Annotated in this window: 26 protein-coding genes; 16 read left to right on the top strand and 10 right to left on the bottom strand. The window is 65.4% G+C overall.

The genetic code is table 11. From position 1 onward, the window contains the following. Window positions 1-119: 119 nt before the first annotated feature. The 3 genes from ACN0V4_RS06475 (at window position 120) to ACN0V4_RS06465 (ending at window position 4,114) form a co-directional block, all read left to right on the top strand. Window positions 120-1,292, top strand: a complete 1,173-nt coding sequence (locus ACN0V4_RS06475; RefSeq protein WP_417674838.1) for an MFS transporter — start codon at window positions 120-122, stop codon at window positions 1,290-1,292. A 79-nt stretch (window positions 1,293-1,371) separates the two neighbouring features. Beyond that, complete coding sequence (locus ACN0V4_RS06470; RefSeq protein WP_417674201.1) at window positions 1,372-2,394, top strand: aspartate-semialdehyde dehydrogenase; 1,023 nt, start codon at window positions 1,372-1,374, stop codon at window positions 2,392-2,394. A 118-nt stretch (window positions 2,395-2,512) separates the two neighbouring features. Beyond that, on the top strand, window positions 2,513-4,114 hold the full coding sequence (locus ACN0V4_RS06465) for a DUF4139 domain-containing protein (protein WP_417674199.1): 1,602 nt from the start codon (window positions 2,513-2,515) through the stop codon (window positions 4,112-4,114). Window positions 4,115-4,135: 21 nt separating this feature from the next. Here ACN0V4_RS06465 and ACN0V4_RS06460 read toward each other — a convergent pair whose 3' ends face one another. Beyond that, window positions 4,136-4,786 carry a carbonic anhydrase gene (locus tag ACN0V4_RS06460; RefSeq protein ID WP_417674197.1) on the bottom strand — a complete coding sequence of 217 codons (651 nt, stop codon included), beginning with the start codon at window positions 4,784-4,786 and terminating at the stop codon, window positions 4,136-4,138. Window positions 4,787-4,998: 212 nt separating this feature from the next. On the opposite strand from ACN0V4_RS06460, the gene ACN0V4_RS06455 reads away from it, so the two are divergent. The 3 genes from ACN0V4_RS06455 to ACN0V4_RS06445 all read left to right on the top strand — a co-directional run bounded on the left by ACN0V4_RS06455 (window position 4,999) and on the right by ACN0V4_RS06445 (window position 7,641). Then, window positions 4,999-5,316: a hypothetical protein gene (locus ACN0V4_RS06455; protein WP_417674195.1), complete on the top strand. Its 318-nt coding sequence runs from the start codon at window positions 4,999-5,001 to the stop codon at window positions 5,314-5,316. Window positions 5,317-5,398: 82 nt separating this feature from the next. Then, window positions 5,399-6,784, top strand: a complete 1,386-nt coding sequence (locus tag ACN0V4_RS06450) for a leucyl aminopeptidase family protein (RefSeq protein ID WP_417674836.1) — start codon at window positions 5,399-5,401, stop codon at window positions 6,782-6,784. Further along, window positions 6,781-7,641: an NlpC/P60 family protein gene (locus ACN0V4_RS06445; protein ID WP_417674193.1), complete on the top strand. Its 861-nt coding sequence runs from the start codon at window positions 6,781-6,783 to the stop codon at window positions 7,639-7,641. Before ACN0V4_RS06450 ends, ACN0V4_RS06445 begins: the two co-directional genes overlap by 4 nt. On the opposite strand, the gene ACN0V4_RS06440 is transcribed toward ACN0V4_RS06445, so the two are convergent. Continuing rightward, a complete protein-coding gene (locus ACN0V4_RS06440) occupies window positions 7,642-7,986 on the bottom strand; it encodes a DUF2794 domain-containing protein (protein WP_417674191.1) in 345 nt (114 codons plus the stop codon). A 261-nt stretch (window positions 7,987-8,247) separates the two neighbouring features. Between ACN0V4_RS06440 and ACN0V4_RS06435 the strand changes: the two genes are divergently transcribed. The 3 genes from ACN0V4_RS06435 to ACN0V4_RS06425 are packed head-to-tail and all read left to right on the top strand — an operon-like array spanning window position 8,248 to window position 10,748. Then, a complete protein-coding gene (locus ACN0V4_RS06435; protein ID WP_417674189.1) occupies window positions 8,248-9,378 on the top strand; it encodes an S-(hydroxymethyl)glutathione dehydrogenase/class III alcohol dehydrogenase in 1,131 nt (376 codons plus the stop codon). A gap of 48 nt (window positions 9,379-9,426) precedes the next feature. Next, a complete protein-coding gene (locus ACN0V4_RS06430) occupies window positions 9,427-9,918 on the top strand; it encodes a GNAT family N-acetyltransferase (protein ID WP_417674187.1) in 492 nt (163 codons plus the stop codon). A gap of 56 nt (window positions 9,919-9,974) precedes the next feature. Further along, on the top strand, window positions 9,975-10,748 hold the full coding sequence (locus tag ACN0V4_RS06425; protein ID WP_417674185.1) for an NYN domain-containing protein: 774 nt from the start codon (window positions 9,975-9,977) through the stop codon (window positions 10,746-10,748). Window positions 10,749-10,757: 9 nt separating this feature from the next. Here ACN0V4_RS06425 and ACN0V4_RS06420 read toward each other — a convergent pair whose 3' ends face one another. After that, a complete protein-coding gene (locus tag ACN0V4_RS06420) occupies window positions 10,758-11,375 on the bottom strand; it encodes a TetR/AcrR family transcriptional regulator (protein ID WP_417674183.1) in 618 nt (205 codons plus the stop codon). A 132-nt stretch (window positions 11,376-11,507) separates the two neighbouring features. Between ACN0V4_RS06420 and mbfA the strand changes: the two genes are divergently transcribed. The 6 genes from mbfA (at window position 11,508) to ACN0V4_RS06390 (ending at window position 16,526) form a co-directional block, all read left to right on the top strand. Continuing rightward, window positions 11,508-12,479 (top strand): iron exporter MbfA, encoded by a 972-nt coding sequence (gene mbfA / locus ACN0V4_RS06415; RefSeq protein WP_417674181.1) that lies wholly within the window; start codon window positions 11,508-11,510, stop codon window positions 12,477-12,479. A gap of 40 nt (window positions 12,480-12,519) precedes the next feature. Next, window positions 12,520-13,446, top strand: coding sequence for an AEC family transporter (locus ACN0V4_RS06410; protein ID WP_417674179.1), 927 nt, complete (start codon window positions 12,520-12,522; stop codon window positions 13,444-13,446). Window positions 13,447-13,620: 174 nt separating this feature from the next. Further along, window positions 13,621-14,451: an S-formylglutathione hydrolase gene (fghA, locus tag ACN0V4_RS06405; RefSeq protein WP_417674177.1), complete on the top strand. Its 831-nt coding sequence runs from the start codon at window positions 13,621-13,623 to the stop codon at window positions 14,449-14,451. A gap of 6 nt (window positions 14,452-14,457) precedes the next feature. Continuing rightward, on the top strand, window positions 14,458-14,916 hold the full coding sequence (locus tag ACN0V4_RS06400; RefSeq protein WP_417674175.1) for a YaiI/YqxD family protein: 459 nt from the start codon (window positions 14,458-14,460) through the stop codon (window positions 14,914-14,916). A gap of 69 nt (window positions 14,917-14,985) precedes the next feature. Further along, window positions 14,986-15,606, top strand: a complete 621-nt coding sequence (locus ACN0V4_RS06395) for an HAD family hydrolase (protein ID WP_417674173.1) — start codon at window positions 14,986-14,988, stop codon at window positions 15,604-15,606. Next, window positions 15,603-16,526, top strand: coding sequence for an ornithine cyclodeaminase family protein (locus ACN0V4_RS06390; RefSeq protein WP_417674171.1), 924 nt, complete (start codon window positions 15,603-15,605; stop codon window positions 16,524-16,526). The genes ACN0V4_RS06395 and ACN0V4_RS06390 overlap by 4 nt, the downstream gene beginning before the upstream one ends. A gap of 60 nt (window positions 16,527-16,586) precedes the next feature. Here ACN0V4_RS06390 and ACN0V4_RS06385 read toward each other — a convergent pair whose 3' ends face one another. Continuing rightward, on the bottom strand, window positions 16,587-17,828 hold the full coding sequence (locus ACN0V4_RS06385) for an MFS transporter (protein WP_417674169.1): 1,242 nt from the start codon (window positions 17,826-17,828) through the stop codon (window positions 16,587-16,589). Next, window positions 17,825-17,998, bottom strand: a complete 174-nt coding sequence (locus ACN0V4_RS06380) for a hypothetical protein (protein ID WP_417674167.1) — start codon at window positions 17,996-17,998, stop codon at window positions 17,825-17,827. Before ACN0V4_RS06380 ends, ACN0V4_RS06385 begins: the two co-directional genes overlap by 4 nt. Here ACN0V4_RS06380 and zapE point away from each other — a divergent pair. Next, window positions 17,997-19,064 (top strand): cell division protein ZapE, encoded by a 1,068-nt coding sequence (zapE, locus tag ACN0V4_RS06375; RefSeq protein WP_417674165.1) that lies wholly within the window; start codon window positions 17,997-17,999, stop codon window positions 19,062-19,064. The genes ACN0V4_RS06380 and zapE overlap by 2 nt on opposite strands. Before the next feature lie 139 nt (window positions 19,065-19,203). On the opposite strand, the gene ACN0V4_RS06370 is transcribed toward zapE, so the two are convergent. The 5 genes from ACN0V4_RS06370 to ACN0V4_RS06350 all read right to left on the bottom strand — a co-directional run bounded on the left by ACN0V4_RS06370 (window position 19,204) and on the right by ACN0V4_RS06350 (window position 25,969). Continuing rightward, window positions 19,204-20,499 (bottom strand): bifunctional folylpolyglutamate synthase/dihydrofolate synthase, encoded by a 1,296-nt coding sequence (locus ACN0V4_RS06370; protein ID WP_417674163.1) that lies wholly within the window; start codon window positions 20,497-20,499, stop codon window positions 19,204-19,206. 21 nt (window positions 20,500-20,520) lie between these two features. Beyond that, window positions 20,521-20,826: a monooxygenase gene (locus ACN0V4_RS06365; RefSeq protein WP_417674161.1), complete on the bottom strand. Its 306-nt coding sequence runs from the start codon at window positions 20,824-20,826 to the stop codon at window positions 20,521-20,523. Between the two features lie 63 nt (window positions 20,827-20,889). Next, window positions 20,890-21,873 carry an acetyl-CoA carboxylase, carboxyltransferase subunit beta gene (gene accD, locus ACN0V4_RS06360; RefSeq protein WP_417674159.1) on the bottom strand — a complete coding sequence of 328 codons (984 nt, stop codon included), beginning with the start codon at window positions 21,871-21,873 and terminating at the stop codon, window positions 20,890-20,892. A gap of 90 nt (window positions 21,874-21,963) precedes the next feature. Then, the gene (locus ACN0V4_RS06355; protein WP_417674157.1) at window positions 21,964-22,863 is read right to left on the bottom strand and encodes a CPBP family intramembrane glutamic endopeptidase; all 900 of its coding nucleotides are present in this window, start codon (window positions 22,861-22,863) and stop codon (window positions 21,964-21,966) included. Beyond that, window positions 22,856-25,969 carry an ABC transporter transmembrane domain-containing protein gene (locus tag ACN0V4_RS06350; protein WP_417674834.1) on the bottom strand — a complete coding sequence of 1,038 codons (3,114 nt, stop codon included), beginning with the start codon at window positions 25,967-25,969 and terminating at the stop codon, window positions 22,856-22,858. Before ACN0V4_RS06350 ends, ACN0V4_RS06355 begins: the two co-directional genes overlap by 8 nt. Window positions 25,970-26,201 lie beyond the last annotated feature (232 nt).

Here is a 26,201-nt window from a genome sequence, read left to right as displayed (position 1 = left end):
GCGCCACAGCCGCCCGATCGCAAGGCGCCCTGCCCCGACGCCACAGCCGGCGCTTGCTCCCGACACGGGAACATGCGACCCAGTGCCGTCCTGCAACAAGACGCGAAGGGAGGCGCGTTCTGATGATGGGTCTGATCTGGCTGGGCCTGGCCTATGTCATGAGCCAATTCTTCCGTTCGTTCCTGGCGGTGCTCAGCACCTTTCTGGAACGCGATCTGGGCGCGACGGCGCAGGATCTCGCCGCCGCCTCGGGGATGTGGTTCCTGATCTTCGCGGTGATGCAATTGCCGGTTGGCTGGGCGCTGGACAAGATCGGGCCGCGCCGCACCGCGTCTGTCCTGTTGCTGATCGGCGGTGCCGGGGGCGCGGCGCTTTTCGCGCTGGCTCAGACGCCGCTGCATATCAACATCGCCATGGGGCTGATCGGGGTCGGCTGTTCGCCGGCGCTGATGGGGTCCTATTACATCTTCGCCCGCGAATACCCGCCGGCGCGCTTCGCCACTCTGGCGGCGCTGATGCTGGGGATCGGGACCATGGGCAATCTCGCCGCCTCCTATCCCACCACGCTGGCGGCCGAGGTGATCGGCTGGCGCGCCACCTTGGCGGCGATGGCGCTGATCGCGGCGGCAGCGGCCGTCGGGATCTTCTTTTCCGTCCGCGACCCCGCCCCGCATGAGACCGCGCTGAAGGGATCGGTGCTCGATCTGCTGAAGATGCCGGTGATGTGGCTGATTCTGCCGATGGCGGCGATCAGCTATGCCCCTTCGGGCACCCTGCGCGGTCTGTGGATCGGCCCCTATCTGAACGACGTGTTCCAGATGTCGCCCGGGCAGATCGGGCAGGCGACGCTGGCGATGGGGGTGGCGATGATCCTGGGCACGCTGGTCTATGGGCCGCTCGATCGGCTTCTGGGCACCCGCAAGTGGCCGATCGCGGCGGGCGGCGTCGGCACCGTTCTGGCGCTGGCGATGCTGGGGGGCTGGACCGGGATCAGCGCGCCGCTGGCGATCGCGCTGATCGCGCTGATCGGCTTTTTCGGCGGCTATTATCCGGTGATCATCGCCCATGGGCGCGCCTTTGTGCCGTCCCATCTGGTCGGGCGCGGCGTGACCTTGCTGAATCTCTTCAGCATCGGCGGCGTCGGCGTGATGCAATTCGCCACCGGAGAGGTCTATGGCAGAATGTCGGGACAGGCGGCGACGGCCCCCTATGTCGCGATCTTCCTGTTTCTGGGCCTGACCACCGCGCTCGGCACCGCGATTTACCTCTTCAGCCGGGACAGCGTGGATTAGAGCCCCTTTTTTCTTTGGCGCAATACCTGTAGAAGGCCGCGTCGGCCCTTGGTCGACAGAAACCGAATGAGAGGACAACATGGGTTATCGCGTCGTCGTCGCAGGCGCCACGGGCAACGTGGGTCGCGAAATGCTGAATATCCTGGCCGAGCGCCAGTTCCCGGTGGATGAGATTGCCGCTCTGGCCAGCCGCAAATCTCTCGGCACTGAGGTGAGCTTCGGCGACAAGACTATCAAGACCCAGGATTTGGACACTTTCGATTTCACCGGCTGGGACATCGCGCTCTTTGCCGTGGGCTCGGGCCCGACCAAGGAATACGCGCCGAAGGCCGCGGCGGCCGGCTGCGTCGTGATCGACAACAGCTCGCTCTACCGCTACGACCCGGACGTGCCGCTGATCGTGCCGGAAGTGAACCCGCAGGCGGTGCACGGCTATTCCAAGAAGAACATCATCGCCAACCCCAACTGCTCGACCGCGCAGATGGTGGTGGCCCTGAAGCCGCTGCATGACCGCGCCAAGATCAAGCGCGTCGTCGTCTCGACCTATCAGTCGGTGTCGGGCGCCGGCAAGGAAGGCATGGATGAGCTCTGGGATCAGACCAAGGCCGTCTATAACCCCACCGCCGACATCACCCGCAAGAAATTCACCAAGCAGATCGCCTTCAACGTGATTCCGCATATCGACGTCTTCCTGGATGACGGTTCGACCAAGGAAGAATGGAAGATGGTCGCCGAAACCAAGAAGATCGTCGACACCTCGATCAAGGTCACCGCGACCTGCGTGCGAGTGCCGGTCTTCGTCGGCCATTCTGAAGCGATCAACATCGAATTCGAGGAGTTCCTCGACGAGGACGAGGCCCGCGATATCCTGCGCGAGGCGCCGGGCATCATGGTGATCGACAAGCGCGAGGACGGCGGCTACGTCACCCCGGTGGAATGCGTCGGCGATTTCGCCACCTTCATCAGCCGGATCCGTCAGGATTCGACCATCGACAACGGCCTGAACCTGTGGTGCGTCTCGGACAACCTGCGCAAGGGCGCGGCGCTGAACGCGGTTCAGATCGCCGAACTGCTGGGCCGCGAGGTTCTGAAGAAGGGCTGATCGCCACCTCTTCCGAAAGCTTAATTCGAGGGCGCCCCGGAGCATACCGGGGCGCCCTCTTGTCCTTTCGGCCAGGCCGGGCAATGTTGCGGACGATTGTGTCCAAAGGTGTTTCCCGATGCGCGCTTTGCTTTGCCTGGCGATCTGCCTGCCTTCCGCCGCCCTGGCCGAGGATTTCGTCCTGCCCGCCCCGGTGACCGCTGTCACGCTCTTCCCCTCGGGCGCCAACATCGAACGACATGTGCCATTCTCGATCCCTGCCGGCCAGCACCGGCTGATCCTGCGCGGCGCCGATCCGCATGTGCCGCTGTCCGACCTGCGGGTCACGCTTGACGGCGCGACGCTGGAAACCGTGACCGCCCGCACCGGCGCCCTGCCCCTGCGCGAGATCGCGGAGAGCGAGGCGGTCAAGGCGGCCCGGGCCGAGGTCACGCGGCTGGAGGCCGAGCTTGCCGCCACCCGCGACGAGCGGGCGGCGGAACAAGCCAAGGCCGAGGCCGCCGGCGCGCAGATCGGCTTTCTCGATGGTCTGGGCGCGGCGCAGGGTCTGGGCGGCCAGGGCGTGGCGGTGCTGCGCGATCTGTCCCGCATGATCGCCGAGGAAGGCATCGCCGCCCGTACCGCCCGGCAGCAGGCCGAAACCGCCACCCGCGCCTATGACCAGCCGCTGGCCGATCAGGAAAAGGCGCTGACCGCCGCCCGCGCCCGCCTTGCCGCCCTCGCCCCGGCAGAGGACGATCAGGCGGAATACACCCTCGCCGTCACCGCCGACGCGCCGGTGGAAGGGCTGGTGACGCTCAGCTACATCACCTCGGAGGCGCAATGGTCGCCCGGCTATGAGGCGCAGCTGAGCCGGGGCGAACAGGCCGAACTGCGGCTGTCCCGGGTGGCCTGGGTGGCACAACAGACCGGAGAGCCCTGGACCGGCGTGGCGCTGAAACTGTCGACCGCGATGCCCAGCGGGCGCACCGACCCGACCTTTCTCTATCCCGAGCAGCGCTGGATCGAGAAACCCCAGCCACCGGCGCCGATGCGGTTGATGGATGCCGCCGGCGGGGCCCTGGCCGCACCTGTGGTGGCCGCCGCGCCCACGGTGCTCGACGGGATCAGCGTCACCTATGATTACCCGCTGCCGGCGACCGTCCTGTCGGGGGGGGAGATGCTGCGCCTGCCGCTCGACCAGATCGTCCTGTCGGCCGAGGTCTTCGCCCGCGCGACGCCGGAATTCGACCAGACCGCCTATGTCACCGCCGCCTTCACCAATGAAACCGACGAGGTTCTGCTGCCTTCCGACGACGTCCAGCTTTATATCGACGGGCATTTCGCCGGGGTCGGCGACCTGCCGATGATCGCCGGCGGCCAGGCGGCGGAGCTGGGCTTTGGCCCCGTCGAGGGGCTGCGGCTGGACTATGCCCTGCTGGGCCGTGCCCAGGGCGATCGCGGCATGTTGAGCAAATCGAACCAGATGACCGAGACCGAGGAATACCGCGTCAGCAACCTGACCGAAACCGACTGGCCGGTGCGGCTCCGCGCCCGGGTGCCCTATTCGGAGCAGGAGGATTTGAAGATCGGCTGGACCGCCACGCCGATGCCCGATCTGCAAGAGGTCGACGATCAGCGCGGCCTGCTGGAATGGCAGCTTGATCTGGCCCCCGGCGCGGCCCAAGCCATCCGGCTCGACCGCAAGCTGAGCTGGCCGGAGGGATACGAGCTGCACTGAGGCGCAGCTCGTAGGAGCACATCAGATCTGAAGGAACTTGCCCAGTTTGGAATCGTAATATTCCAACCCGCCCTCGCCGATATCGGTCCAGAGGCCATGCAGGGTCAGCTCGCCCTTTTCCACCGCCTCGCGCACGAAGGGAAAGGTCATCAGGTTGGACAGCGACGCCAGCACCGATTGCCGCTCCAGCGCACGGGCCTGTTGCTGTTCGTCCTCGATATCGGCGACCAGATCGAATTTCGGGCGCAGGATGTCCATCCAGCGGCCGACGAAGCTTTCCTTCTTCTCCAGCTCCGGCGCATGGCCCTTGCACATGTCGATGCAGCCCTGCACGCCGCCGCATTGCGAATGGCCCAGCACCATCAGATGCGCCACCTTCAGCGCGGTGACCGCATATTCGATGGTGGCCGAGGTGCCGTGGTGGTCGCCGTCCGGCTCATAGGGCGGCACCAGGTTGGCGATATTGCGGTGAATGAAGAATTCGCCCTGATCGGCCCCGAAAATCGAAGTCACGTGAACCCGGCTGTCGCAGCAGGAAATCACCATGGCCCGGGGATGTTGCCCGTCACTGGCAAGGCGTCGGTACCAGCTCTCGTTTTCCGAATAAGTCGTTGCCTTCCAGCCCTGATAGCGGTGCACCAGATAGCTCGGCAGAGGTTTGGCGAACTGCATGCAACTTCCCTCGCTTGGTTACGTCACGGCAGCAAATAGTCTTGATTCCGGCAAAATTCGAGAGATTAAGCGCATCTGGTCGAAACCTTTTGCAAACCTGTCCCCGGGATGATGGGGCCCGGGCGAGATAACGAAACCGGGAGAGGGCCGTGGCACTTCTATGTTCCCTGATGCGGACAGAGACGGTGCATCTGGATCGGGGTCGGTTGCAGATGCTTTACAGACAGATGGGCGACACCGGGGCCGAGACGGTGATCACCCGGGCCTGCCGCGAACTGGCCGCCCGGCTGATGCGCTGCGACCGGCTGTGGCGGCTGGAGGATTGGGGCGCGGCGCGGAAATGCGCCCGTTCGATCATCGCCATCGCCGAACAGATCGGCATGGGGGACCTGGCCCGGGTCGCCCGCGATGTCACCATCGCCGCCGATCAACGCGACCCGATCGCCGTGGCGGCGACACAGGCCCGGCTGCAGCGGGTCGGCCGCGCCTCGCTGCGCGCCGTCTGGCGCCTGCGCGGCGTGGTGGTCTGACACCCCCTTGCGGCCGCGCGCCTGAGCGATAGTCTGGCGACAAATCACCGCAAGGACGCCGCCCCAAATGACCCCCGCCAGCATGACCCCGCGTTTCGCCCCCGCCGACAGCGCCGCCATCCCCCTGCATGTGATCGAGGCCGAGGCGCTCGCCGCCTGGCTCGACGGGCAGGCGGATCATGTCCGCCGCTGGGTCGCGGTCAACGGGTTCACCGGCGCCAAGGGACAGGCGCTCTTGATCCCCGGGCCGGATGGCGCGCCCGAGATGGCGCTGGCCGGTTACGCCAGCGCCGCCCAGCGCGCCCGTCATCGCCACGTCCTGGCCGCCGCCGCCCAGCACCTGCCGGCGGGCACCTATGCCATCGCCTCCGGCCTCGAAGGACAGGCGCTGGCCAACGAATGCTTCGGCTGGCTGATCGCCGGCTACGGCTTCGACCGCTATCGCGACAAACCGGCGGCAGAGCCGCGCGCCCTCGTCGCCCCCAACGGTATCGACACCGCCCGGATCGAGACGCTGGCCGCCGCCGAATGCCTGACCCGCGACCTGATCAACACCCCTTCCTCCGACATGGGCCCGGCAGAGCTTGAGGGCGCCGCCCGCGCCCTTGCTGAGGAGTTCGGCGCAGAGATTGCGGTGATCGAGGGCGAGGCGCTGCTGGCGCAGAACTTCCCGATGATCCACGCCGTCGGTCGCGCCTCGACCCGGGCGCCGCGGCTGATCGACCTGCACTGGGGCGACACCGGCCCCAAGCTGACACTGGTCGGCAAGGGGGTCTGCTTCGATACCGGCGGGCTCGACCTGAAACCCGCAGCCAGCATGGCGCTGATGAAAAAGGACATGGGCGGCGCCGCCACCGTGCTGGGGCTGGCGCGGTCGATCATGGCGCTGGGGCTGCCGCTGCAACTGCGCGTGCTGATCCCGGCGGTCGAAAACGCGGTCTCCGGCAATGCCTTCCGGCCCGGCGATATCCTGACCTCGCGCAAGGGGCTGACGGTCGAGATCAACAATACCGATGCCGAAGGCCGGCTGGTGCTGGCCGATGCGCTGGCCCTGGCGGCCGAGGATCAGCCCGATCTGATCGTCTCCATGGCGACCCTGACCGGTGCCGCGCGGGTCGCCGTCGGTGCCGATATCGCGCCCTTCTTCACCGATGACGAAACCGCTGCCGCCGCGCTGGCGCATGCCGGCCCCCGGATCGCCGATCCGGTCTGGCGGCTGCCGTTCCATGCCCCCTACGAGCTGAAGATCGAACCGGGGATTGCCGATCTCGACAACGCGCCGGGCGGCGGCTTCGCCGGGGCGATCACCGCCGCGCTGTTCCTGCGCCGCTTCGCCGGACCCGGCCGCTATGTCCATTTCGACATCTACGCCTGGAGCCAGACCAGCACCCCGGCGCGGCCCAAGGGCGCGGTGGTGCAAGGCGCCCGCGCGCTGTTCGACGCGCTGCCCGCGATGTTGTCGCTGTGACCGACCGCCGCCAGCTCCGCTTCAACGGCCGCGTGGCGCATGAGAGCCTCCGCGGCCAGATCGAGGCCGCCCGCTTCACCGCCGGCGAAGACTGTGGCGTGGTGCCGCCGCGCGCGACGCTTTTTGCCAGCCCCGAGGGTGGCGCGCGGGATCGCGAACTGCTCATGGGAGAGCGCTTCACCGCGCTGGAACGACGCGGGCCGATGACCTTCGGCTTTGCCGCCCGCGACGGCTATGTCGGCTGGATCGAAAGCGCGGCGCTCTGGGGGGGTGCCCCCGCCGCGACCCATCGGATCGCCGCCCGCCACAGCTATGCCAAGCTGACCCCCGAGTTGAAGACGCGGGACGAGGCGCTCTGGCTGTCGCATGGTGCCCGCGTCACCGTCAGCGGCAGCCAGAACGGCTGGAGCCGGATCGAAACCCTCGATGCCGGCAACGGGCCACGCGCCCTGTGGATTGCCTCGACGCATCTGGCGCCGCTGGCCCAGACCGCACCCGACCCGGTCGAGGTGGCGCGGCTCTATCTCGGCACGCCTTACCTCTGGGGCGGCAATTCCTCCTTCGGGATCGACTGTTCGGGGCTGATCCAGGCCGCGCGCCTTGCCTGTGGCCTCCCCTGCCCCGGCGACAGCGACCAGCAGCAGGCGGAACTGGGCCAGCCGCTGCCCGCCAACACGCCCGCACAGCGCGGCGATCTGTTCTTCTGGAAAGGCCATGTGGCGCTGGCGGTCGACGACCGGACCCTGATCCATGCCAATGCCCATCACATGGCCGTGGCCTATGAACCGATCGACGCCGCCCTCGCCCGCATCCTCGCCCAAGGCGGCGGGCCGGTCACCGCGCACAAGCGGGTCTGATCACTCCACCGCGCGGATCAGCTTGCGCTCCAGCACCCGCAACACGGTGCGCAGGTCATGGCCGCGCTTGAGGATCTGCCCGTCGATGCCAAGCACCGCATATTGCCCCTGCCGGTTGCGCAGGCGCGGGCGTTTTTCGATCCGATAGAGCGGGAATTCGGCGGTGCGGCGGAACACCGAGAATACCGCCACCTCGCGCAGGCAGGAAATGCCGTAATCGCGCCATTCCCCTGCCGCCACCATCATGCCGTAGAGCCGCAGGATGTCCGACAGCTCGCGCCGGTCGAAGGCGACCTGCTCGGGCTGGGCAGTCTCGGAATAACCGCTGGGTGTCTGCATGTTCATGACGATCAGAGTTGCGCTTTCCCCATGCCAAATCAAGCCTTTCGACGCGGCGCGCCCGGCCGCGACCGACGGAAGCCTCCGGCGGGAGTATTTTTGACAGAGAAGAAGCAGCGGCGCCCTGCCCTTCTTCTCTGCCCAAATACTCAAACTCCGCCGGATCGCGGCAGGCGACCGCGCCGGCCCCGAACCGCGGCCGAATGGGCGTTGAAAATCGGCCCGCTTTGTCGCAGGGTCCGGGAAACCGAAGAAAGGACATGCCCGATGCGTACCCGCGCCGCCGTCGCCCTTGAGGCTGGAAAACCGCTTGAAATCATGGAGGTGAACCTCGATGGCCCGAAGAAGGGCGAGGTTCTGGTCGAGATCAAGGCCACCGGCCTGTGCCATACCGATGAATTCACCCGCTCGGGCGCCGACCCCGAAGGCATCTTCCCCTGTATCCTCGGCCATGAGGGCGCCGGCATCGTCCTTGAGGTCGGCGAGGGCGTGACCACGCTGAAACCCGGCGATCACGTGATCCCGCTCTATACGCCCGAGTGCCGCGAATGCCCGTCCTGCCTCAGCGGCAAGACCAACCTCTGCACCGCGATCCGCAACACCCAAGGTCAGGGGCTGATGCCGGACGGCACCACCCGCTTCTCGATGCTCGACGGCACGCCGATCTATCACTACATGGGCTGTTCGACCTTCGCCAATCACACGGTGATGCCGGAAATCGCGCTCGCCAAGGTGCGCGAGGACGCGCCCTTCGACAAGATCTGCTATATCGGTTGCGGCGTCACCACCGGCATCGGCGCGGTGATCAATACCGCCGGGGTCGAGATCGGTTCGACCGCAGCGGTCTTCGGTCTGGGCGGTATCGGGCTGAACGTGATCCAGGGTCTGCGCATGGCCGGGGCCGACATGATCATCGGCGTCGACCTGAACGACTCCAAGGCGGAGATGGCGAAGAAATTCGGCATGACCCATTTCGTCAACCCCTCGAAGTCGGATGTGCCGGTGGTGCAGCAGATCGTCGAGCTGACCAAGCGCGGCGCCGATCAGATCGGCGGGGTGGATTATTCCTTCGACGCCACCGGCAACGTGCAGGTGATGCGCGACGCGCTGGAATGCTCGCACCGCGGCTGGGGCGTGTCGGTGATCATCGGCGTGGCCCCCTCGGGGGCCGAGATCGGCACCCGTCCGTTCCAGCTGGTCACCGGCCGGGTGTGGAAGGGCACCGCCTTTGGCGGCGCCAAGGGCCGCACCGATGTGCCGAAGTTCGTCGACTGGTACATGAACGGCAAGATCGAGATCGACCCGATGATCACCCACAAGCTCAAGCTCGAGGAGATCAACCACGGCTTCGAGCTGATGCACGAAGGCAAGTCGATCCGTGCCGTGATCGAATATTGACCCCCCGCGCCGGCCGATCCAGGCCGGCGCCTTCTTGTGGACAAGACGATGACTGATGTGACGATCCGCCCGGCGACGCCGGATGATGACGATGCGATCTGGGCCATACTGAAACCGGCGATCGAAGCAGGGGAAACCTTTACCGCTGAACGCGATGGCGGCCGAGAGGGCGCATTCGCCTATTGGCGTGCGCCCGGGGCGGTCAACTTCGTTGCCGAGCTGGACGGGAAAGTCGTGGGCACCTCCTATCTCAAGCCAAACCAGAAGGGCGGCGGTGCCCATGTCTGCAACGCCGGCTATTGCACGGCGCCAGAGGCACGCGGCAAGGGGGTGGCCCGCGCGTTGCTGAGCCATTCGCTGGCAGAGGCGAAGCAGCGCGGCTTTCGAGCGATGCAGTACAATTTCGTGGTCTCGACCAATAGCCGTGCGGTGGACACCTGGAGCCGCGCCGGGTTTGAAACCGTTGGCCGACTGCCGGGCGCCTTCCTGCATCCGACCGAGGGCCATGTCGACGCGCTGGTGATGTTCCGCCGGCTTTGACATTGCACCAGGCGGCGGCTTGGGTCAGAGTCGGCCGAAAAGAAAGGGCTCCGCCCATGACACAGAAACGCGACACGCCGCTTCTGGCGGTACTGATTGATGCCGACAATATCTCGGCCAAATATGCCGAGGTGATGTTCGACGAGATCGCCTCCTTCGGCGAGGCCAGCATCCGGCGCATCTATGGCGATTTCTCCGGCGGCGGCCCACAGGGCTGGAGCAAGGACAAGCTGGCCTCGTTCGCGATCATCCCGCATCAGCAATTCGCCAATACCACCGGCAAGAATTCCAGCGATATCGCGTTGGTGATCGACGCCATGGACATCCTGCATTCGGGCCGGTTCGACGGTTTCGTGCTGATTTCCTCGGACAGCGATTTCACCCGGCTGGCCAGCCGCGTCCGCGAACAGGGGTTGGACGTCTATGGCATGGGCATGCGCAAGACGCCCGCCGCCTTCGTCAAGGCCTGCAAGCGGTTCATCTATGTCGAGAACCTGTTGCCCGAGGCCGCGAAACCCAAACCGAAGCCGGCCAAACCCAGTTCGCCCCGCGATGTCGCCCCGCTCCCGACCGAGCCGCAAACCAGCAGCGAGGCGCCCGCCGAGCTTGAGGATCCCACCAAGCTGGTGACCCGTGCCATGGATGCGATCGACCAGGAGGACGAATGGTTTTCGCTAGGCCAGATCGGCCAGTACATCGCGGCCGCCAATCCGGATTTCGATACCCGCAGCTATGGCAAGAGAAAGCTCTCGGACCTGATCAAGGAACTGAAGCGTTTCGAGACCAAGGCAGGCGAGGGCAATCAGCTTCTGGTGCGGCGGATCGACTGACCGCCGCGCTCAGGCGCCGTATCGGGCCATGAACATGTCGACGGCGCCGGCGACCACCTCTTCGATCTCGGCATCGGAGAAGTCGGTCTGCACCCCGAACATCGCCCGCGCCCAGAGCCGTGACTTGCAAAGCTCGGTGAACTGCTCGGCCGCCATCGACACGTTGTCGATCACCAGCGTACCATGCTCCACCGCCTGGGCCAGATAATCGCTCAACCGCTTGACCCCCATTTCGGGGCCGCAGGCATAAAAGGCGCTGCCCAGCTCCGGGAACCGGTCGCGTTCGGCCAGACAGATGCGAAACACCCGTTGAGAGAATTCCGACAGCAGCGACTTCACGATATGCAGCGCCGCGGTGGCCAGGATTTCGCGCGGGGGGCGCGAGGTGTCCAGATGGTCCAGCGCCCGCTGTGCCATCAGGTTGCATTCATTGGTCACCACCTCCATGAACAGCAACCGCTTGTCGGGGAAATAGCTGTAAAGCGTCGCCTTCGACACGCCGGCCACCCGGGCGATGTCATCGACGCTCGCCCCTTCGAAACCGTCGGCCATGAAGACCTCGCGCGCGCCGGCCAGAACCTGATCGAATTTTCGGCCGGTCCGCACAACTTCGGAGGCATCGCTCATCATCTACTCCCTCATCACCCTGTTCAGTGATATAAACCGACCGGTTCACACGCAACAGGGACGTGAATTCCGCAACTTGCGAAGCTCTTCTACAGACAGTAGTTAGAATCAATCTAAATCAGAGGCAGGCAGATGCAGTTCTTCTCTCGAAAACGGTTCCGAGATCTGAGCGAACAGGAAATTCTGGCCTTGGCGATTTCCTCGGAAGAGGACGATGCACGCATCTATCGTGGCTATGCCGAGCGTTTGCGCGCCGAATACCCCGCCTCGGCCAAGATGTTCGACGGCATGGCCAAGGAAGAGGACGGCCATCGGCAACGGCTGATCGCGCTGCACAAGGAACGCTTCGGCGACACCATCCCGCTGATCCGGCGCGAACATGTGGCGGGATATTATACGCGACGTCCGATCTGGCTTGTTGAAAATCTGGGCATCGAGCGGATCCGCGAAGAGACGGTGATGATGGAACAGGAGGCCGAGACCTTCTATGTCAACGCCGCCAAGCGCTGCACCGACGCCTCGACCCGCAAGCTTCTGGGCGATCTCGCCGCCGCCGAGGCCAAGCACGAGGCGCTGGCCGGCAAGCTGGCCGAGGAATATCTCGACGACGATAGTCGCCATGACGAGGAAATCGTCTCCCACCGCCAATTCGTGCTGACCTGGGTGCAACCCGGGCTGGCGGGGCTGATGGACGGCTCGGTCTCGACGCTCGCGCCGATCTTCGCCACCGCCTTCGCCACCCAGAGCACCACCACGACCTTCCTGGTCGGTCTCGCCGCCTCGGTCGGGGCGGGGATCTCCATGGGCTTCACCGAAGCCGCTTCGGACGATGGCCAGCTTTCGGGCCGCGGCTCGCCGCTGAAACGCGGGCTTGCCTCTGGCGTGATGACGGCGGTGGGGGGGCTGGGCCATGCCATGCCCTATCTGATCCCGCATTTCTGGACCGCCACCATCATCGCCTTCACCGTGGTCTTCTGCGAACTCTGGGCGATCGCCTGGATCCAGAAACGCTATATGGAGACGCCGTTCTTCCGGGCGGCAATCCAGGTCGTGCTGGGCGGCGCATTGGTTCTGGGGGCTGGCATCCTGATCGGCAGCGGCTGAGCCGCTTGCGGCCCCGCCCGTCAATCGCTACCGATTGGACATGGTCGATATCTTCCTCAGAACCCTGCCCTTTTTCGCCATTATCGGCCTTGGCTATTGGGCCGGGCGGAGCCGCTTCATCAGCCAGGACGCGACCGCCTATCTGACCAAGTTCATTTTCTTCTTTCCGCTCTCGGCGCTGATCTTCCGGGTCGTCGCCAACTTGCCGCTGGCCGAAATTCTCGACCTCAGGCTGATGCTCGGCTATTTCTGCGGCACCGCGGCGATCTATCTGCTGGCCACCCTGGTCGCGCTGCTGCGCCGTCAGGACCTCCCCACCACCGCGATCGAGGCGCAATGCGCGGTGATCGGCAATACCGGCTTTCTCGGCCTGCCGATGCTGACCATGCTGCTGGGGCCCGGCGCCGTCGGGCCGCTGATGCTGGTGCTGATCGTTGATTTTCTGGTCTTCTCCTCGCTGGTGGTGATGCTGATCAACGGCGCCCGCGACGGGCGGGTGAAGCTGTCGACCCTCAAGGCGATGGGGCTGGGACTGCTGCGCAATCCGATGATCGTCTCGATGGTCGCCGGCATGATCTGGTCGGCGCAGGCGCTGCCGGTGCCCCAGCCGTTGAACGATTTCCTGTCGATCCTCGGTGGCGCCGCCACCCCGGGCGCGCTCTTCGCCATCGGTGCCTCGCTTGCCGGGAAATCCGCCGAACGGCTGCAGATCGCTGGCTGGCTGTCCTTCTGCAAGCTGGTGCTGCACCCGGCCGCCGTGGCACTGGCAGTGCTGGTGATCTTCCCGCTCGACCCTTTCGCCGCCACCGTGGTGATCACCGCCGCCGCCCTGCCGGTGGCCAGCAACGTCTATATGATTGCCCAGCACTATAACGCCGCGCCGCATCGTGCCTCGGCCGCGATCCTGATTTCGACCCTTGTCAGCATCGTCTCGGTCCCCGTGGTGATTTCGCTGATCACCGGCTGAGGCCCGGGGCGCCGCGAGTGTGTCCCCTGCCGGACCGGGGCGCTGCCCCGGACCCCGCCGTATTTTTGCCGAGAAGAAGAGGCCGGGGCAGGAGACGCGAAAAATGACGCCCGCCCTTTACGCAAGCCTCCCCGACCGATAGCCAGAGACAAACCGATACGGGAGCGAACGACCATGGAAACCCTGTCCGAGAATACCGCCTTCGGTGGCGTGCAAGGCGTCTACAGGCACAGGTCCGAGGCCTGCGACTGCGACATGACCTTTGGCCTTTTCCTGCCGCAGGAGGCGCAGGACGGCCCGGTGCCGGTGCTCTGGTATCTCTCCGGGCTGACCTGCACCCATGAGAACGCCATGACCAAGGCCGGCGCCCAGGGCTGGGCCGCCGAACAGGGCATCGCGCTGGTCTTTCCCGACACCTCGCCGCGCGGTGAGGGAGTGGCCGACGATCCGGCCTATGATCTGGGCCAGGGCGCGGGGTTCTATGTCAATGCCACGCAAGCGCCCTGGGCGCCGCATTTCCGCATGTGGGACTATGTGGCCGAAGAGCTGCCGCGGCTGATCGACGCCAATTTCGCCATCGACCCCGAGCGGCAGGCGATCACCGGCCATTCGATGGGCGGCCATGGCGCCCTGACCCTGGCGATGGCGCTGCCGGGCCGGTTCCGCTCGGTCTCGGCCTTCGCGCCGATCGCCCATCCCGCCGGGTCGGACTGGGGCCGCAAGCAGCTGACGGCCTATCTGGGGGCCGACGAAACCGCCTGGGCGGGTCATGACGCCAGCCTGATGATGCGCGAGACAGGCTTTGACGGGCCGGTGCTGATCGACCAGGGGGGGAGCGATCAGTTCCTCGATCTGCTCAAGCCCGAAACGCTGGCCGAGGCGCTCGCCGCGCGCCGGCAGGAGGCCACCTTCCGCATGCAGAAGGGCTATGATCACAGCTATTTCTTCGTCTCCTCCTTCATGGAGGATCACGTGACCTTCCACGCCAGCGCGCTCTGGGCCTGACCGGCGATGACCGCGCTCTACATCGACGCCGATGCCTGCCCGGTGAAGACCGAGGCCGAGCGCGTGGCGACCCGGCACCGGGTGAAGATGTATCTGGTGTCGAACGGTGGATTGCGACCGCCGCAAAATCCGCTGGTCGAGACGGTGATCGTGGCCGAAGGCGCCGATGAGGCGGACAAATGGATTGCCGACCGCTGCGGTCCGGGCGATGTGGTGGTGACCGGGGACATCCCGCTGGCGGCCAAATGCGTCGCCGCCGGGGCCCGGGTGCTGCGCCATAATGGCGAGGCCTTCACCGAGGCGAATATCGGCCAGCAACTGGCCATGCGCGATCTGATGGCGGATCTGCGCGCCGCCAATCCGCTGGGCGCGGGCGGTGGCGGGCGCGGCTTTACAAAGGCCGACCGCTCCCGTTTTCTGGACGCGCTGGAACGGGAGATCAGAGCGGCCGGGCGTCCGTCCTAGGCCGCAGATTTCTTCGAGGGAATTTGCCGGGAAAATTCAGAATTTTCCCGGCGGGAAGGGACCGCAAGAATGCAACCTCAGGCCGTGATTTTCGACATCGGCAATGTGCTGATCGAATGGCAACCGGAACGTTTCTATGACGCGGCGATCGGCGAGGATCGCCGCCGCGCGATGTTCGCCGCGGTCGATCTGCATGGCATGAACGACAAGGTCGACATGGGCCATCATTTCACCGAAACCATCTATGCCACCGCCGAGGCCTATCCGGAGTGGCGCGATGAAATCCGCATGTGGCATGATCATTGGATCGAACTCGCCACTCCGGCGATCGACCGGTCGGTGCGGCTGCTCAGGGCGCTCAGGGCCAAGGGGGTGCCGGTCTTCTCGCTCACCAACTTCGGGATTCAGAGCTTTGACTATGCCGCCACGCATTATCCCTTCCTGCTGGAATTCGACCGCCCCTATATCTCGGGTCACATGGGGGTGATCAAACCCGATCCGCAGATCTATCAGATGGTCGAGGACGATTGCGGCGTGGCAGCCGGGGCGCTGCTGTTCACCGATGACCGGCCCGACAATATCGCCGCGGCCGAGGCGCGCGGCTGGCAGACCCATCTTTTCACCGGGCCCGACGGCTGGGCGGATCGGCTTGTCGCGACCGGCTTGCTGACCGAGGAGGAGGCGCAATGAGCACGAATATCCCCATCATCCCCTTTGACGAGGGCGAAAAGCTGCTGGACTGGCTGGAGCTGACGCAGGCGCTGGCCGATGGCCACACCCTGCCCAAGGCCGAGATCGGCGATACCTTTCTCTATCGCGACCCCGATACGCTGTTGTCGCGGGCGGCCTGGATCGACGGGCTTGGCAGCCTGGTCAAGACCGCCACGGTCTTTCCCCGCAATCCCGACCACGGCACGCCGATGGTCAATGGGGCGGTGACGCTGTTCTCGGATCTCGACGGCCAGCTCGAGGCGCTGGTGGACTTCCATCTGGTCACCAAATGGAAGACCGCCGGCGACAGCCTGCTGGCGGCGCGGCGCCTGGCCCGACCCGACAGTGAACGCATCCTGATCTGCGGCGCCGGCACCGTCGGCCGGTCGCTTTGCGATGCCTTCGCCGAGGCTTTTCCGGATGCGAAGATTTCGGTCTGGAACCGGACGCTTGCAAAGGCCGAGGCCCTGGCCAAGCAGATCGGCACCGTCGATCTGGCCCCCGATCTCGAAGCCGGGGTGCGCGGCGCCGATATCATCGTCTCGGCAACCATGTCGTCGGAGCCCATGATCCGGGGCGAATGGCTGCGCCCGGGGCAGCACCTGAACCTGATCGGCGCCTATCGCCCCGACATGCGCGAAACCGATGACGAGGCGTTGCGGCGGGCGAAAATCTATGTCGACAGCCGCGACACCACCATCGGCCATATCGGCGAGATCCAGACCCCACTGGACGAGGGCGTGATCACCGAGGCCGATATCCTGGCCGATTTCTACCAGCTCGACGCCTTCGAGCAGGGCAAGGAAGACGAGATCACCCTGTTCAAGAACGGCGGTGGCGCGCATCTGGATCTGATGACCAGCCGCTATATCCTCGATCGCTGGGAAGCGGCGCGATAACCGCGCCTGTAGCTTAGCAGAACGTAGGGCGGGCCTCGGTCCGCCCTAGTTGCTTTTGCCTCAGGCCAGCGCGCGCAGCTCCAAGGGGCGCTCCTTCACCGGCAGATGCACCAGCGCGCTGAAGGCGCCGACGCCGACACCGATCCACCAGACAAAGGTGTAATCGCCGAAGACGTCATACATCCGCCCGCCCAGCCAGACGCCCAGGAAGCTGCCGAGCTGATGGCTGAAGAAGACGATGCCATAGAGCGTCCCCATGTATCTGAGCCCGTAGATATGGGCGATCAGACCCGAGGTCAGCGGCACGGTCGCCAGCCACATCGCCCCCATCGCCACCGAGAACAGCAGAACCGACCCCGGGGTGATCGGCGACAGGATGAAGGCGGCCGACACGATGGTCCGCCCCAGATAGATCGCCGACAGCAGGTATTTCTTGGAGTAATACTTGCCCGCCCAGCCGGCCAGCAGAGTGCCGCCCACATTGGCGGCGCCGATCAGCGAAATCGCCACCGCGCCAAGCGCCGAGGTCGAGGTGATGCCAAGCCCGTGCAGCAGCCCGCCCGGCGCGATCGGGCCGCACAGTTCGGTCACGAAGGCGGGGAAATGGGCGGTGATGAAGCCCAGCTGATAGCCACAGCTGAAGAAGCCCAGAAAGATCAGCGTATAGGAGGGATCGCGCAGCGCCTTCATCAGGATCGCCCCCATGCTCTCCTCTGCCCCGGCGCCATGCCCGGCGACGGGCGCGTGCAGGAAGGGCAAGGCCAGCACCAGCGCCACGATCGCCGCCGCGAAGACGACAAAGGTGGACTGCCAGCTCAGGAAGCTCAGCAACCATTCCGCCACCGGGGCGCCGACCATCTGGCCAAAGCTGCCCGCCGCCGTGGCGATCGCCAGAGCCATCGACCGCTTGTCGTCGGGCGCGGCACGCCCCACCACCGCCAGGATCACCCCGAAGCCGGTGCCGGCGATGCCGAAGCCGACCAGCCAGGCATAGAGCTGATGTTCGATCGGCGTGGTCGACCCGGCGGTCAGCACCATGCCGGCGGCATAGATCAGGGCACCCATGAAGATCGCCTTGCGGTCGCCGATCTTCTCGGCGATGGCGCCGAAGATCGGCTGGCCGATCCCCCAGGCCAGGTTCTGGATGGCGATGGCCAGCGAAAACTCGGACCGGGCCCAGCCGAATTCCTCGGCCACCGGGATTTGGAACACCCCGAAAGAGGCACGCACCGCGAAACTGACGGTGATGATGATACAACTGACCACCAGAACCGGGGTCAGACCGTCAAAGCGGCGGGTCATGAGATCTCCTCCTGCAAGAGTTCGGGCAGATTAGCCATCGCCGCATCGAGTTCAATCGAGGAAATGTGAGACGTGGCATCACCAGCGCTGATACCATCGCAGCGTCCATCCCCTTCACGACCGTCTCGGCGCTTTTCAATGCCGCAGCGCCGCGCTATGGCTCGGGCCATGTCCGATATCTTTGCCCTCTACCAGTCCCGCATCGCCGAAGGCTCGCTGCACCACGACAGCGCGCAGGAGGCCGTCCTGCCCGAATTCGAACGCATCCGCGCCGCGCTGGCGAAGCCGGTCAAGCGGGGGCTGTTCCGCAAGGCACCGCCGCCGCCCAAGGGGCTCTACCTCTGGGGGGGCGTCGGGCGCGGCAAGTCGATGCTGATGGATCTCTTCGTCGAATCACTCGGCGATGTGCCGGTGCGGCGGGTGCATTTCCATGCCTTCATGCAGGAAATCCACGCCGCCATGCACGAGGCGCGCAAGAAGGAAATCGCCGACGCGCTGGCGCCGGCGGCCCAGGCGGTGATCGACAGCGTCAAGGTGCTGGCCTTCGACGAGATGCAGATCACCGATATCACCGACGCCATGGTGGTCGGGCGCCTGTTCCAGATGCTGTTCGATGCCGGGGTGGTGATCGTCACCACCTCGAACCGGCTTCCGGATGATCTTTACAAGAACGGGCTGAACCGGCAGCTGTTCCTGCCCTTCATCGCCATCATCAAGGACAAGATGGTGGTGCACGAGCTGGTCAGCCCCAAGGATTACCGGCAGAACCGGCTGGCCGGATCGCCGGTCTATTTCACTCCGAACGGCACCGAAGCCCATGCCGCCATCCAGGCGATCTGGGACGATCTGGCCGGCGGCCCCGGCGCCGAGCTGGTGCTTGAGGTCAAGGGGCGCGAGGTCAAGCTGCCGGCCTATAGCAACGGCATCGCCCGGGCGCGGTTCTATGATCTCTGTGCCCATTACCTGGGCCCCGGCGACTATCTGGCCATCGCCCAGGCGGTGAAGCTGCTGATCCTCGAAGACATCCCGCTGCTGTCGCGGTCAAATTTCAACGAGGCGAAGCGATTCGTCACCCTGATCGACGCGCTTTACGAGGCGCATGTGAAGCTGATCTGCTCGGCCGCCGCCGAGCCCGAGATGCTCTATGTCGAGGGTGAGGGCGTCTTCGAATTCGAACGCACCGCCAGCCGGCTGCGCGAGATGCAGGACAAGGACTGGGGCCAGACGCTGGACTGAGCCCCGGCCTTTCCATCACCGCCCTGGCCGCGGTGATCGCGCCGGAGGCGCCCTGCGGGCGTGGCCTCTGGCGGGAACATTTCAGCAAAGAACAAGGCCCTAGCGCGATGAGCCTCTGGCGAAGAGCGGCAGAAGCCGCCTAGCCGTTTTCGCGCAGGATGTTGCCGGCGAGATAGAGCGAGCCACAGATCAGGATACGCGCCTGCGGTTCCGCCGCGACGATCCGTTCCACCGCATCGAGCACGCTCGGCGCGGTTCCGGCCTCCAGCCCCACGGCATTGGCGGCGGCGGCGGTCTCCTCGGCCGAAAGCGTGTTGGCCTCACCCGGGATGGACACCGCGGTCAGCGTTTGCGCCTGGCCCGCCAGCGGGCGCAGATAGCCCTTCACGTCCTTGGTGTTGAGCATGCCGCAGATCAGATGCGTCGGTCGTTTCGGCAGGTTTTGCAGATGCGCGCCGAGCACGATCCCGGCCGCCGGGTTATGGCCGCCGTCGAGCCAGAGCTCCGCCCCCGGCGCCGCCTCGACCAGCGGGCCGGTCTTCAGCCGCTGCAGCCGCGCCGGCCAATAGGCGCGGGTTACCGCAGCCTCGCAGGCCTCTTCCCCCAGCCCCAGATGGCGCAGCGCCGCCAGCGCCGCACCGGCGTTCTGCAGCTGATGCGCCCCGGGCAGGTTCGGCAGCGGCAGATCCAGCAGCCCCCGTTCGTCCTGATAGATCAGCCGGTCGCCTTCGCGCTGGACATGCCAGTGCTGGCCATGGGCGATCAGCGGCGCGCCGAGCCTGGCCGCCTGCGCCTCGATCACCTCCATCGCCTCCTCCTCCTGCGGGCCGACGACGCAGGGCACGCCACGCTTGAGGATCCCGGCCTTTTCAAAGGCGATCTTGGCGAGCGTATCGCCCAGAAAGGCCTCGTGGTCGATCGACACCGGGGTGATGATGGTCAGCGCCGGCTTGGCGATCACATTGGTAGCGTCAAGCCGCCCGCCCAGACCGACCTCGAGCAGGGTGTAATCGGCCGGCGTGCGGGCGAAGGCCAAGAGCGCCGCGCAGGTGGTGATTTCGAAATAGGTAATGCTGCCACCATCGTTGGCGGCATAGCATTCGTCCAGCACCGCGCTCAGCGCCGGCTCCGAGATCAGTTCTCCGGCGACGCGGATGCGTTCGTGGAACCGCGCCAGATGCGGCGAGGTATAGGCATGGGCCACCAGCCCCGCCCCCTCCAGCCCGGCGCGGATCATCGCCTGGGTCGAGCCCTTGCCGTTGGTGCCGGCGACATGGATCACCGGCGGCAGTCGATCCTGCGGATTGTCGAGCGCGGCCAGTAGCCGCCAGACGCGGTCGAGCGTCAGGTCGATGATCTTCGGATGCAGCGCCATCATCCGGTCAAGGATGACATCAGATGTCGCCCGGTCTTGGGCCCGGTTCTGGGATTGCATTGTCGTTGGCCTGAAGGCGCCTCAGAACGGCGCGCGGGTGATTGCGGAAAGCGCGTCGTTCACATCGAAGCTCAGCGCGTTGATGCCGGTGATGCCGAAGGCGCCCAGCCGGGCCGAGTGTTTCTCGGTATAGGCTGCGGCGGCCTCGGGGGTTTCGAAGACATAGATGCCGCCAGCGCGGCCGGTGGCCTGGTTCTCGGTCCAGATCTTCCAGACCAGCCCGTCTTCGCCGGCGATGTCCTGGGCCAGATCACCCATGGCGGCCGTCATATCGGCGCCCCAGGGGCCGGCATAGGGAAAGTCGAATTGCACAAGGGTGTAGGCCATTCTCACGTCTCCTGTTGGCGCCGGGCGCGGGACGCCCCGGCAGATCGGGTCGCTTCGCGGGCGTTATTTGGACTTCGCGGCCTTGGCGGGTTTGTCGGCCTTTGCGCCGGCCTTCCCGGATTTCTCCGCCGCGGCCTTGGCACCGGCCGGCGCCTTGTCCTCTTCGGTGGGGGCGGGCAGATCGCCGCGGATCACCGGCGGCAGACCCAGCAGCATCCGGGTGATCGAGATCAGCTCCTCGCGCAGCTCGGTGCGCGGGGTGACCCGGTCGAGCATACCGTGATCAAGCAGGTATTCGGCGCGCTGGAACCCTTCGGGCAGCTTTTCACGGATGGTCTGTTCGATCACCCGCGGGCCGGCAAAACAGATCAGCGCATTCGGCTCGGCGATCTGGACATCGCCCAGCATGGCGTAAGAGGCGGTCACCCCGCCGGTGGTCGGATGGGTCAGCACCACGATATAGGGCAGCCCGGCTTCCTTCAGCATCTGTACCGCCACGGTGGTGCGCGGCATCTGCATCAGGCTGAGGATACCTTCCTGCATCCGTGCCCCACCGGCGGCGGAAAACAGGATCAGCGGGCATTTCAATTTTACTGCCGTCTCGGCGGCGGCGATGATCGCATTGCCGACATACATCCCCATCGAACCGGCCATGAAGGCGAAATCCTGCCCGGCCGCGATGATCGGGGTGCGGCCGATCTCGCCCTTGGCGACCAGCATCGCCTCCTTCTCGCCAGTGGCGCGTTGCGCCGCCTTCATGCGGTCGGGATATTTCTTCTGGTCGCGGAATTGCAGCGGGTCGGCAACCGGTTCGGGCACTGCGATCTCGGTGAAGATGCCGCCGTCGAACAGCGCCTTGAACCGGGCCCGCGGGCTGATCGCCATGTGGTGACCGCAATTGGTGCAGACATTCAGGTTGTCCGAGAGTTCGCGGTGGAACAGCATGGTTCCGCATTCATCGCACTTCTGCCAGAGATTTTCCGGCATCTCCCGGCGCGAGAAGATCGAATTGATCCGGGGGCGGACGTAATTGGTGATCCAGTTCATGTCGGGCCTCTCTCGCAGGGAAGTATGCGCATCAGCAACCGCAAATGCGGTTTCGCGGCCTGAGATAAGCCCGCCGAGCGGCAAATGCAATCAACGCCTGATCGCGAGCCGCGCCACCAGCCATGAGATAAAGAGCATCGCGAAGTCCACCGCCAGCCAACCGCGGGCCAGATCGGTGCCGCTCATCGAGAAGGGCAGCAGGTAAAGCGCCAGCCCGTTCAGCGCCTCGGGCGAGGCGGTAAACAGCAGCGCGGTGATGTTGTTGAAGAAATGCACCGCGATCGCCGGACCGAGAGAGCCCGCCCGCGCCGTCAGATCCGCCATCAGCAGACCAAACACCGCCGCCCAAAGCACGATCAGCCCGGCATTCGCCCCGGCTTCGGTCGGTGTGTAGTGACCCAGGGCGAAAAGCGCCGAGGGGATCACCATCCAGATCAGCGGGCTAGAGAACCGTGCCGCCAGGCTCTGCTGCAGATAGCCGCGGAACAAAACCTCTTCGGCGCTGGTCTGGATCAGGATGGCCAACAGCGACAGGGGCAGCAGCAGCAGCCAATGGCCAAGGGACAGATTGGGAATCAGCGGCGCGCCGACGTCATAGGGTGGCAGCAGCAGCATCGCCAATCCCAGGATCAGCAACAGCCGCAGCACCTGCCAGAACTGCCGCACGACCAGGCCGAGCGGCCCCAGCACGGCGAGCGGCGGGCGTTGCTGCAACAGGCTGACGGTTGCCATCGTCGCCAGTGTCATGAAGCCGAAGCTCGCCAGCAACAGCAGGGTCGGCCCGGGCCGGTGGCCCGAGAACAGATCGGCATACCAGGCCGCCGGGGCCAGCGCGCGCACCAGGCTGTGCAGAACCGTGTTCAGCCCGAAGATGATCATGGTGATCAGCACCACGCCCAGCAACAGCCGCCAGAGTTCGGACCGGGGGCGGACCGGGGCGACCAGCCGGTCATGCGCGGCATAGGCCGGCGGCGAGAATCGTTCAGTCATCGAAATACTCGTTCATCTTCGCCGGCGACAATGGCCCAGCCGGCGGGCCGGCATAGTCGGCCAGGTTGAGCTTGGCCCGTTGCAACAATTCGGTGGCCCCGGTCAGATGCGCCGCCACCGCCTCGAGCAGCGCCAAGGCCACCGAGGCGTCGTTTTCGATCACCGCGCGGAATTCCTCGGCCCCGATGCGCAGGAACTTGGTCGGCTCCACCGCCACCAGATCGAGAAACCGCTTGTCCTGGGTGATCACGGCGAGATCGCCGATCAACCGCCCCGGCCGCACCGAGGAAACCGGCGCCACCCGGTCGCGATCGGCGCCGGGCCAACGCAGTTCGGCCAGCCCTTCCAAGCAGAGATAGACCGCATCCGCCTTCTGATTGTGGGAAAACACCACCTGCCCGGCGGCGGCGTCGTACCATTGCGCGGAAAAGGCCAGCAGACGCCGGTTGCGCAGGTTGAGCCGCGCCAGCAGATCATTGGTCGACAGGATGGCCATCTTGCGGCTCAGATCGTCGCCGGCCCCCTCTCCCGCCGCGACGACCGCCCGGGCAGCACCGTCGATCCGACCGTTGCGAATCTCGACGAACAGATCATAGGCCGAGGGGTTTTCGAACCTCGTCTCCATGAACAGTATGGTCGAACCGGGCAGCAATTCGCGCAGATGCTGGCGGGTGCGCAACCGGCTGGCGGAATTGTGGCTGGCCAGGACATTATCCATGATCAGGATATCGGGCCGCTTGATGCCGGCGCGGGTGAAGGCGGTACGCTCCTGAAACACCGGCGCCAGATTGGTGCCGCCCAGACCGGCCTGAAGATCATAGATGATGGCAGAGATCTTGTGGCGCAGATTATGTTCGCTCAGGACCTCGGCGACAACATCCTCGATCTCGTCGCGGCGGGCACCGGCCATCAGCGACATCCGGCCATAGATCGCGTTCTCGGTCACCGTGAGCCGCGGCAGATAACGATCCGGAGCCACCGGAGTGAAGCGGTCGCTAAGCTTCTCACGCAGTTCCGCGCCTCGGGCCCGGCGGATCGCCAACAGCTTTTCCTTGTACTCCTCGGGGAAATCCGGGCCGATCTGTTCCGCTGTCAGCATGAAGGGCACGATCAGCAGCATGGCGCGATCCTGCTGCGACAGCCGCTTGCCCCGCCGCGAATTGCGCCGCGCCGCGATGTCCGACACCCGGTGATAAAGCTCTTCGTCCAGGCCCAGACGGCGGAACAGCGGGTGATGGGTGCCATCGCGCCCGAAGGTCCGGTTCAGCGTGTCGATCACCCCGATCGAGATCGCGATGGCCGCTTCGGTCAGCCCCTCGTCATCCAGCATCTGCAGGAAGCGGGCGTCATGGGCCAGCGCCTCGGGGGTGACGTCATGGACCGGCGCGGCAAACAGCAGGTTGCCGGCCAGCGGCATCGCCGGATTGAACTGATCGGGGTCAAATCGGAACACTGCCTCGTCCAGCCCCTTTTCCCGCAGCCGCGCCGCGATCTCGGGGCGCAGCGCCACGATCTCATGGGCAAGCGTCGGGTGCTGCATCGGATCGAAACTGGATCGCAGCGTGCGGCGGAACATCGATTCGTCGACCCCCATCGCCTCGACCAGCTTGAACCACCAGTCGCGCACCTCGGCCCCGTCGGACAGCCCGGCGATCTCGGGATCGACCCAATCGGCATCCAGCGGATCAGTGCTGTTGCCAGCCCGCCCCGCCTCGACCATCGCGCGGGACAGGCCGGCATGTGGCGGCAGATGCGGCCGCGTCCTGAGCGGCATCAGCAGATTGTCGCCCAGGGTGCCGTCGAACAGATAGGGATGTGAATTGGCATAGCCGATCCGCGCCGCGATCACCGCCTGATGCAGCGTATTGAGCGGGTGACCGGCGATGACGACCTCCCCGCTCGACGGCAGGGTCTCGCGCAGCAAGAGCTCGGCCAGGGCGGTCCGCTCGGTCGGCTTGGCACATTGAATCGCCACCCGCGATTTCGGCGGGATGGTCAGGCTGATATTCTCCAGCACGATATTGCCGTCCGGGTCTCGAACCGTGACATCGCGCAGTTCGATAGTGCCGTAGAGATGCGGGATCGAGGAGGGCTCGCCCTCGAACAGATCCTCCGGGATCATGTTCTTCGGCGCGAAGCGTTCGGTCACCACCTCCCAGCGCAGCGACATGTCCTGCACCGAATTGTAGTAGTCCAGCAGTTCCTTCCACGGGCTGGACAGATCCTTGTAGGCCGACAGGGCCGCCACCAGCGCCCCCACGGTGATCTGCCCCTGGATCGCCAGATAACCGCCGGCGGAATAATACATGAAGGGCGTCAGATGGCCGATCATGTTGTTGAGGAACTTCATGAAGTACTTTTTCTGATAGATCCGGAACCGGATCTCGAACAGCTTGCCCAACCGTTCGGTGAACAGCGCCAGCCGATAGCGCCAGCCACCGTTGACACGCAGGTCGGTGATGCCGGCGGCGGTTTCGCCGATCTCGGTCGACAGCTTGCGCACCTGCACGATGCGTTCCTTGTTCATCAGGTTGATCTGCCGCTGCAGCATCGGGATCAGCCAGGCCTGCAGGGGGATCAGCGCGACCGAGGCAATGCCGAACCAGAAGCTCTGCATGAACAGGAAGAAGATGATCGTCATCATCTGACCGAACTGGAACACGGGTTGGGCCATGGCGTCCCCCATCAGCCCCCCCATCGGCTCAGCCTCCGAGGTGATCATCGACACCAGCTCGCCCTGGCTGGTGGTGCGGAAATAGGGCTTGGGAAAACGCAGCATCCGGCTGATCAACTGATACCGCAGCCGTCGCAGCATCCGTTCGGCCAGAACGCCCTTCAGAGTGTTGATGTGCATCTTCATCAACCCGCCGACCAGCACCGCAGCGAAGAAGGCGAAACACAGCAGCAGCAGATATTCCACCTGGCTGAACGAAAAGCCGTAGAGATCAATTTGCTCGGCTTGCGCACCAATGGCGTCGTTGATGATCTTCTTCGGGATCTCCAGCGAGAGATAGAGGAAGGGAAACGACACCAGCGTCAGCACCAGAAGCCAAAGCTGCTGGCGTTTGGAGTACTTCCAGATAAATGAAAACAGGTTGGGTTCCATCACCCGGCCCTTGTGCCCGATGTGCCCCAGGGGCACCAGTACGTCGCTCACGCTGCGGGCAGCCCCGGGCACCGCGCGTCGTGTGACGGTACGCATTGGCGCCCAAGATGACAAGGCTCCGCGGAAACCGGGCGGTTCGGTTCGGACTTGTCCCACGCGGATGGCGAGGCTATCCCCATTGCGTCCCTTTCCTGAAAGGAATGCAATGCGCCACCGCCCGTTCGACAGGTCG

This window comes from Pseudodonghicola sp., assembly GCF_048268305.1.
Lineage (GTDB): Bacteria > Pseudomonadota > Alphaproteobacteria > Rhodobacterales > Rhodobacteraceae > Pseudodonghicola.
The sequence above is the reverse complement of the archived record's forward strand: the minus strand, read 5'-3'. Positions and strand labels throughout refer to the sequence as shown.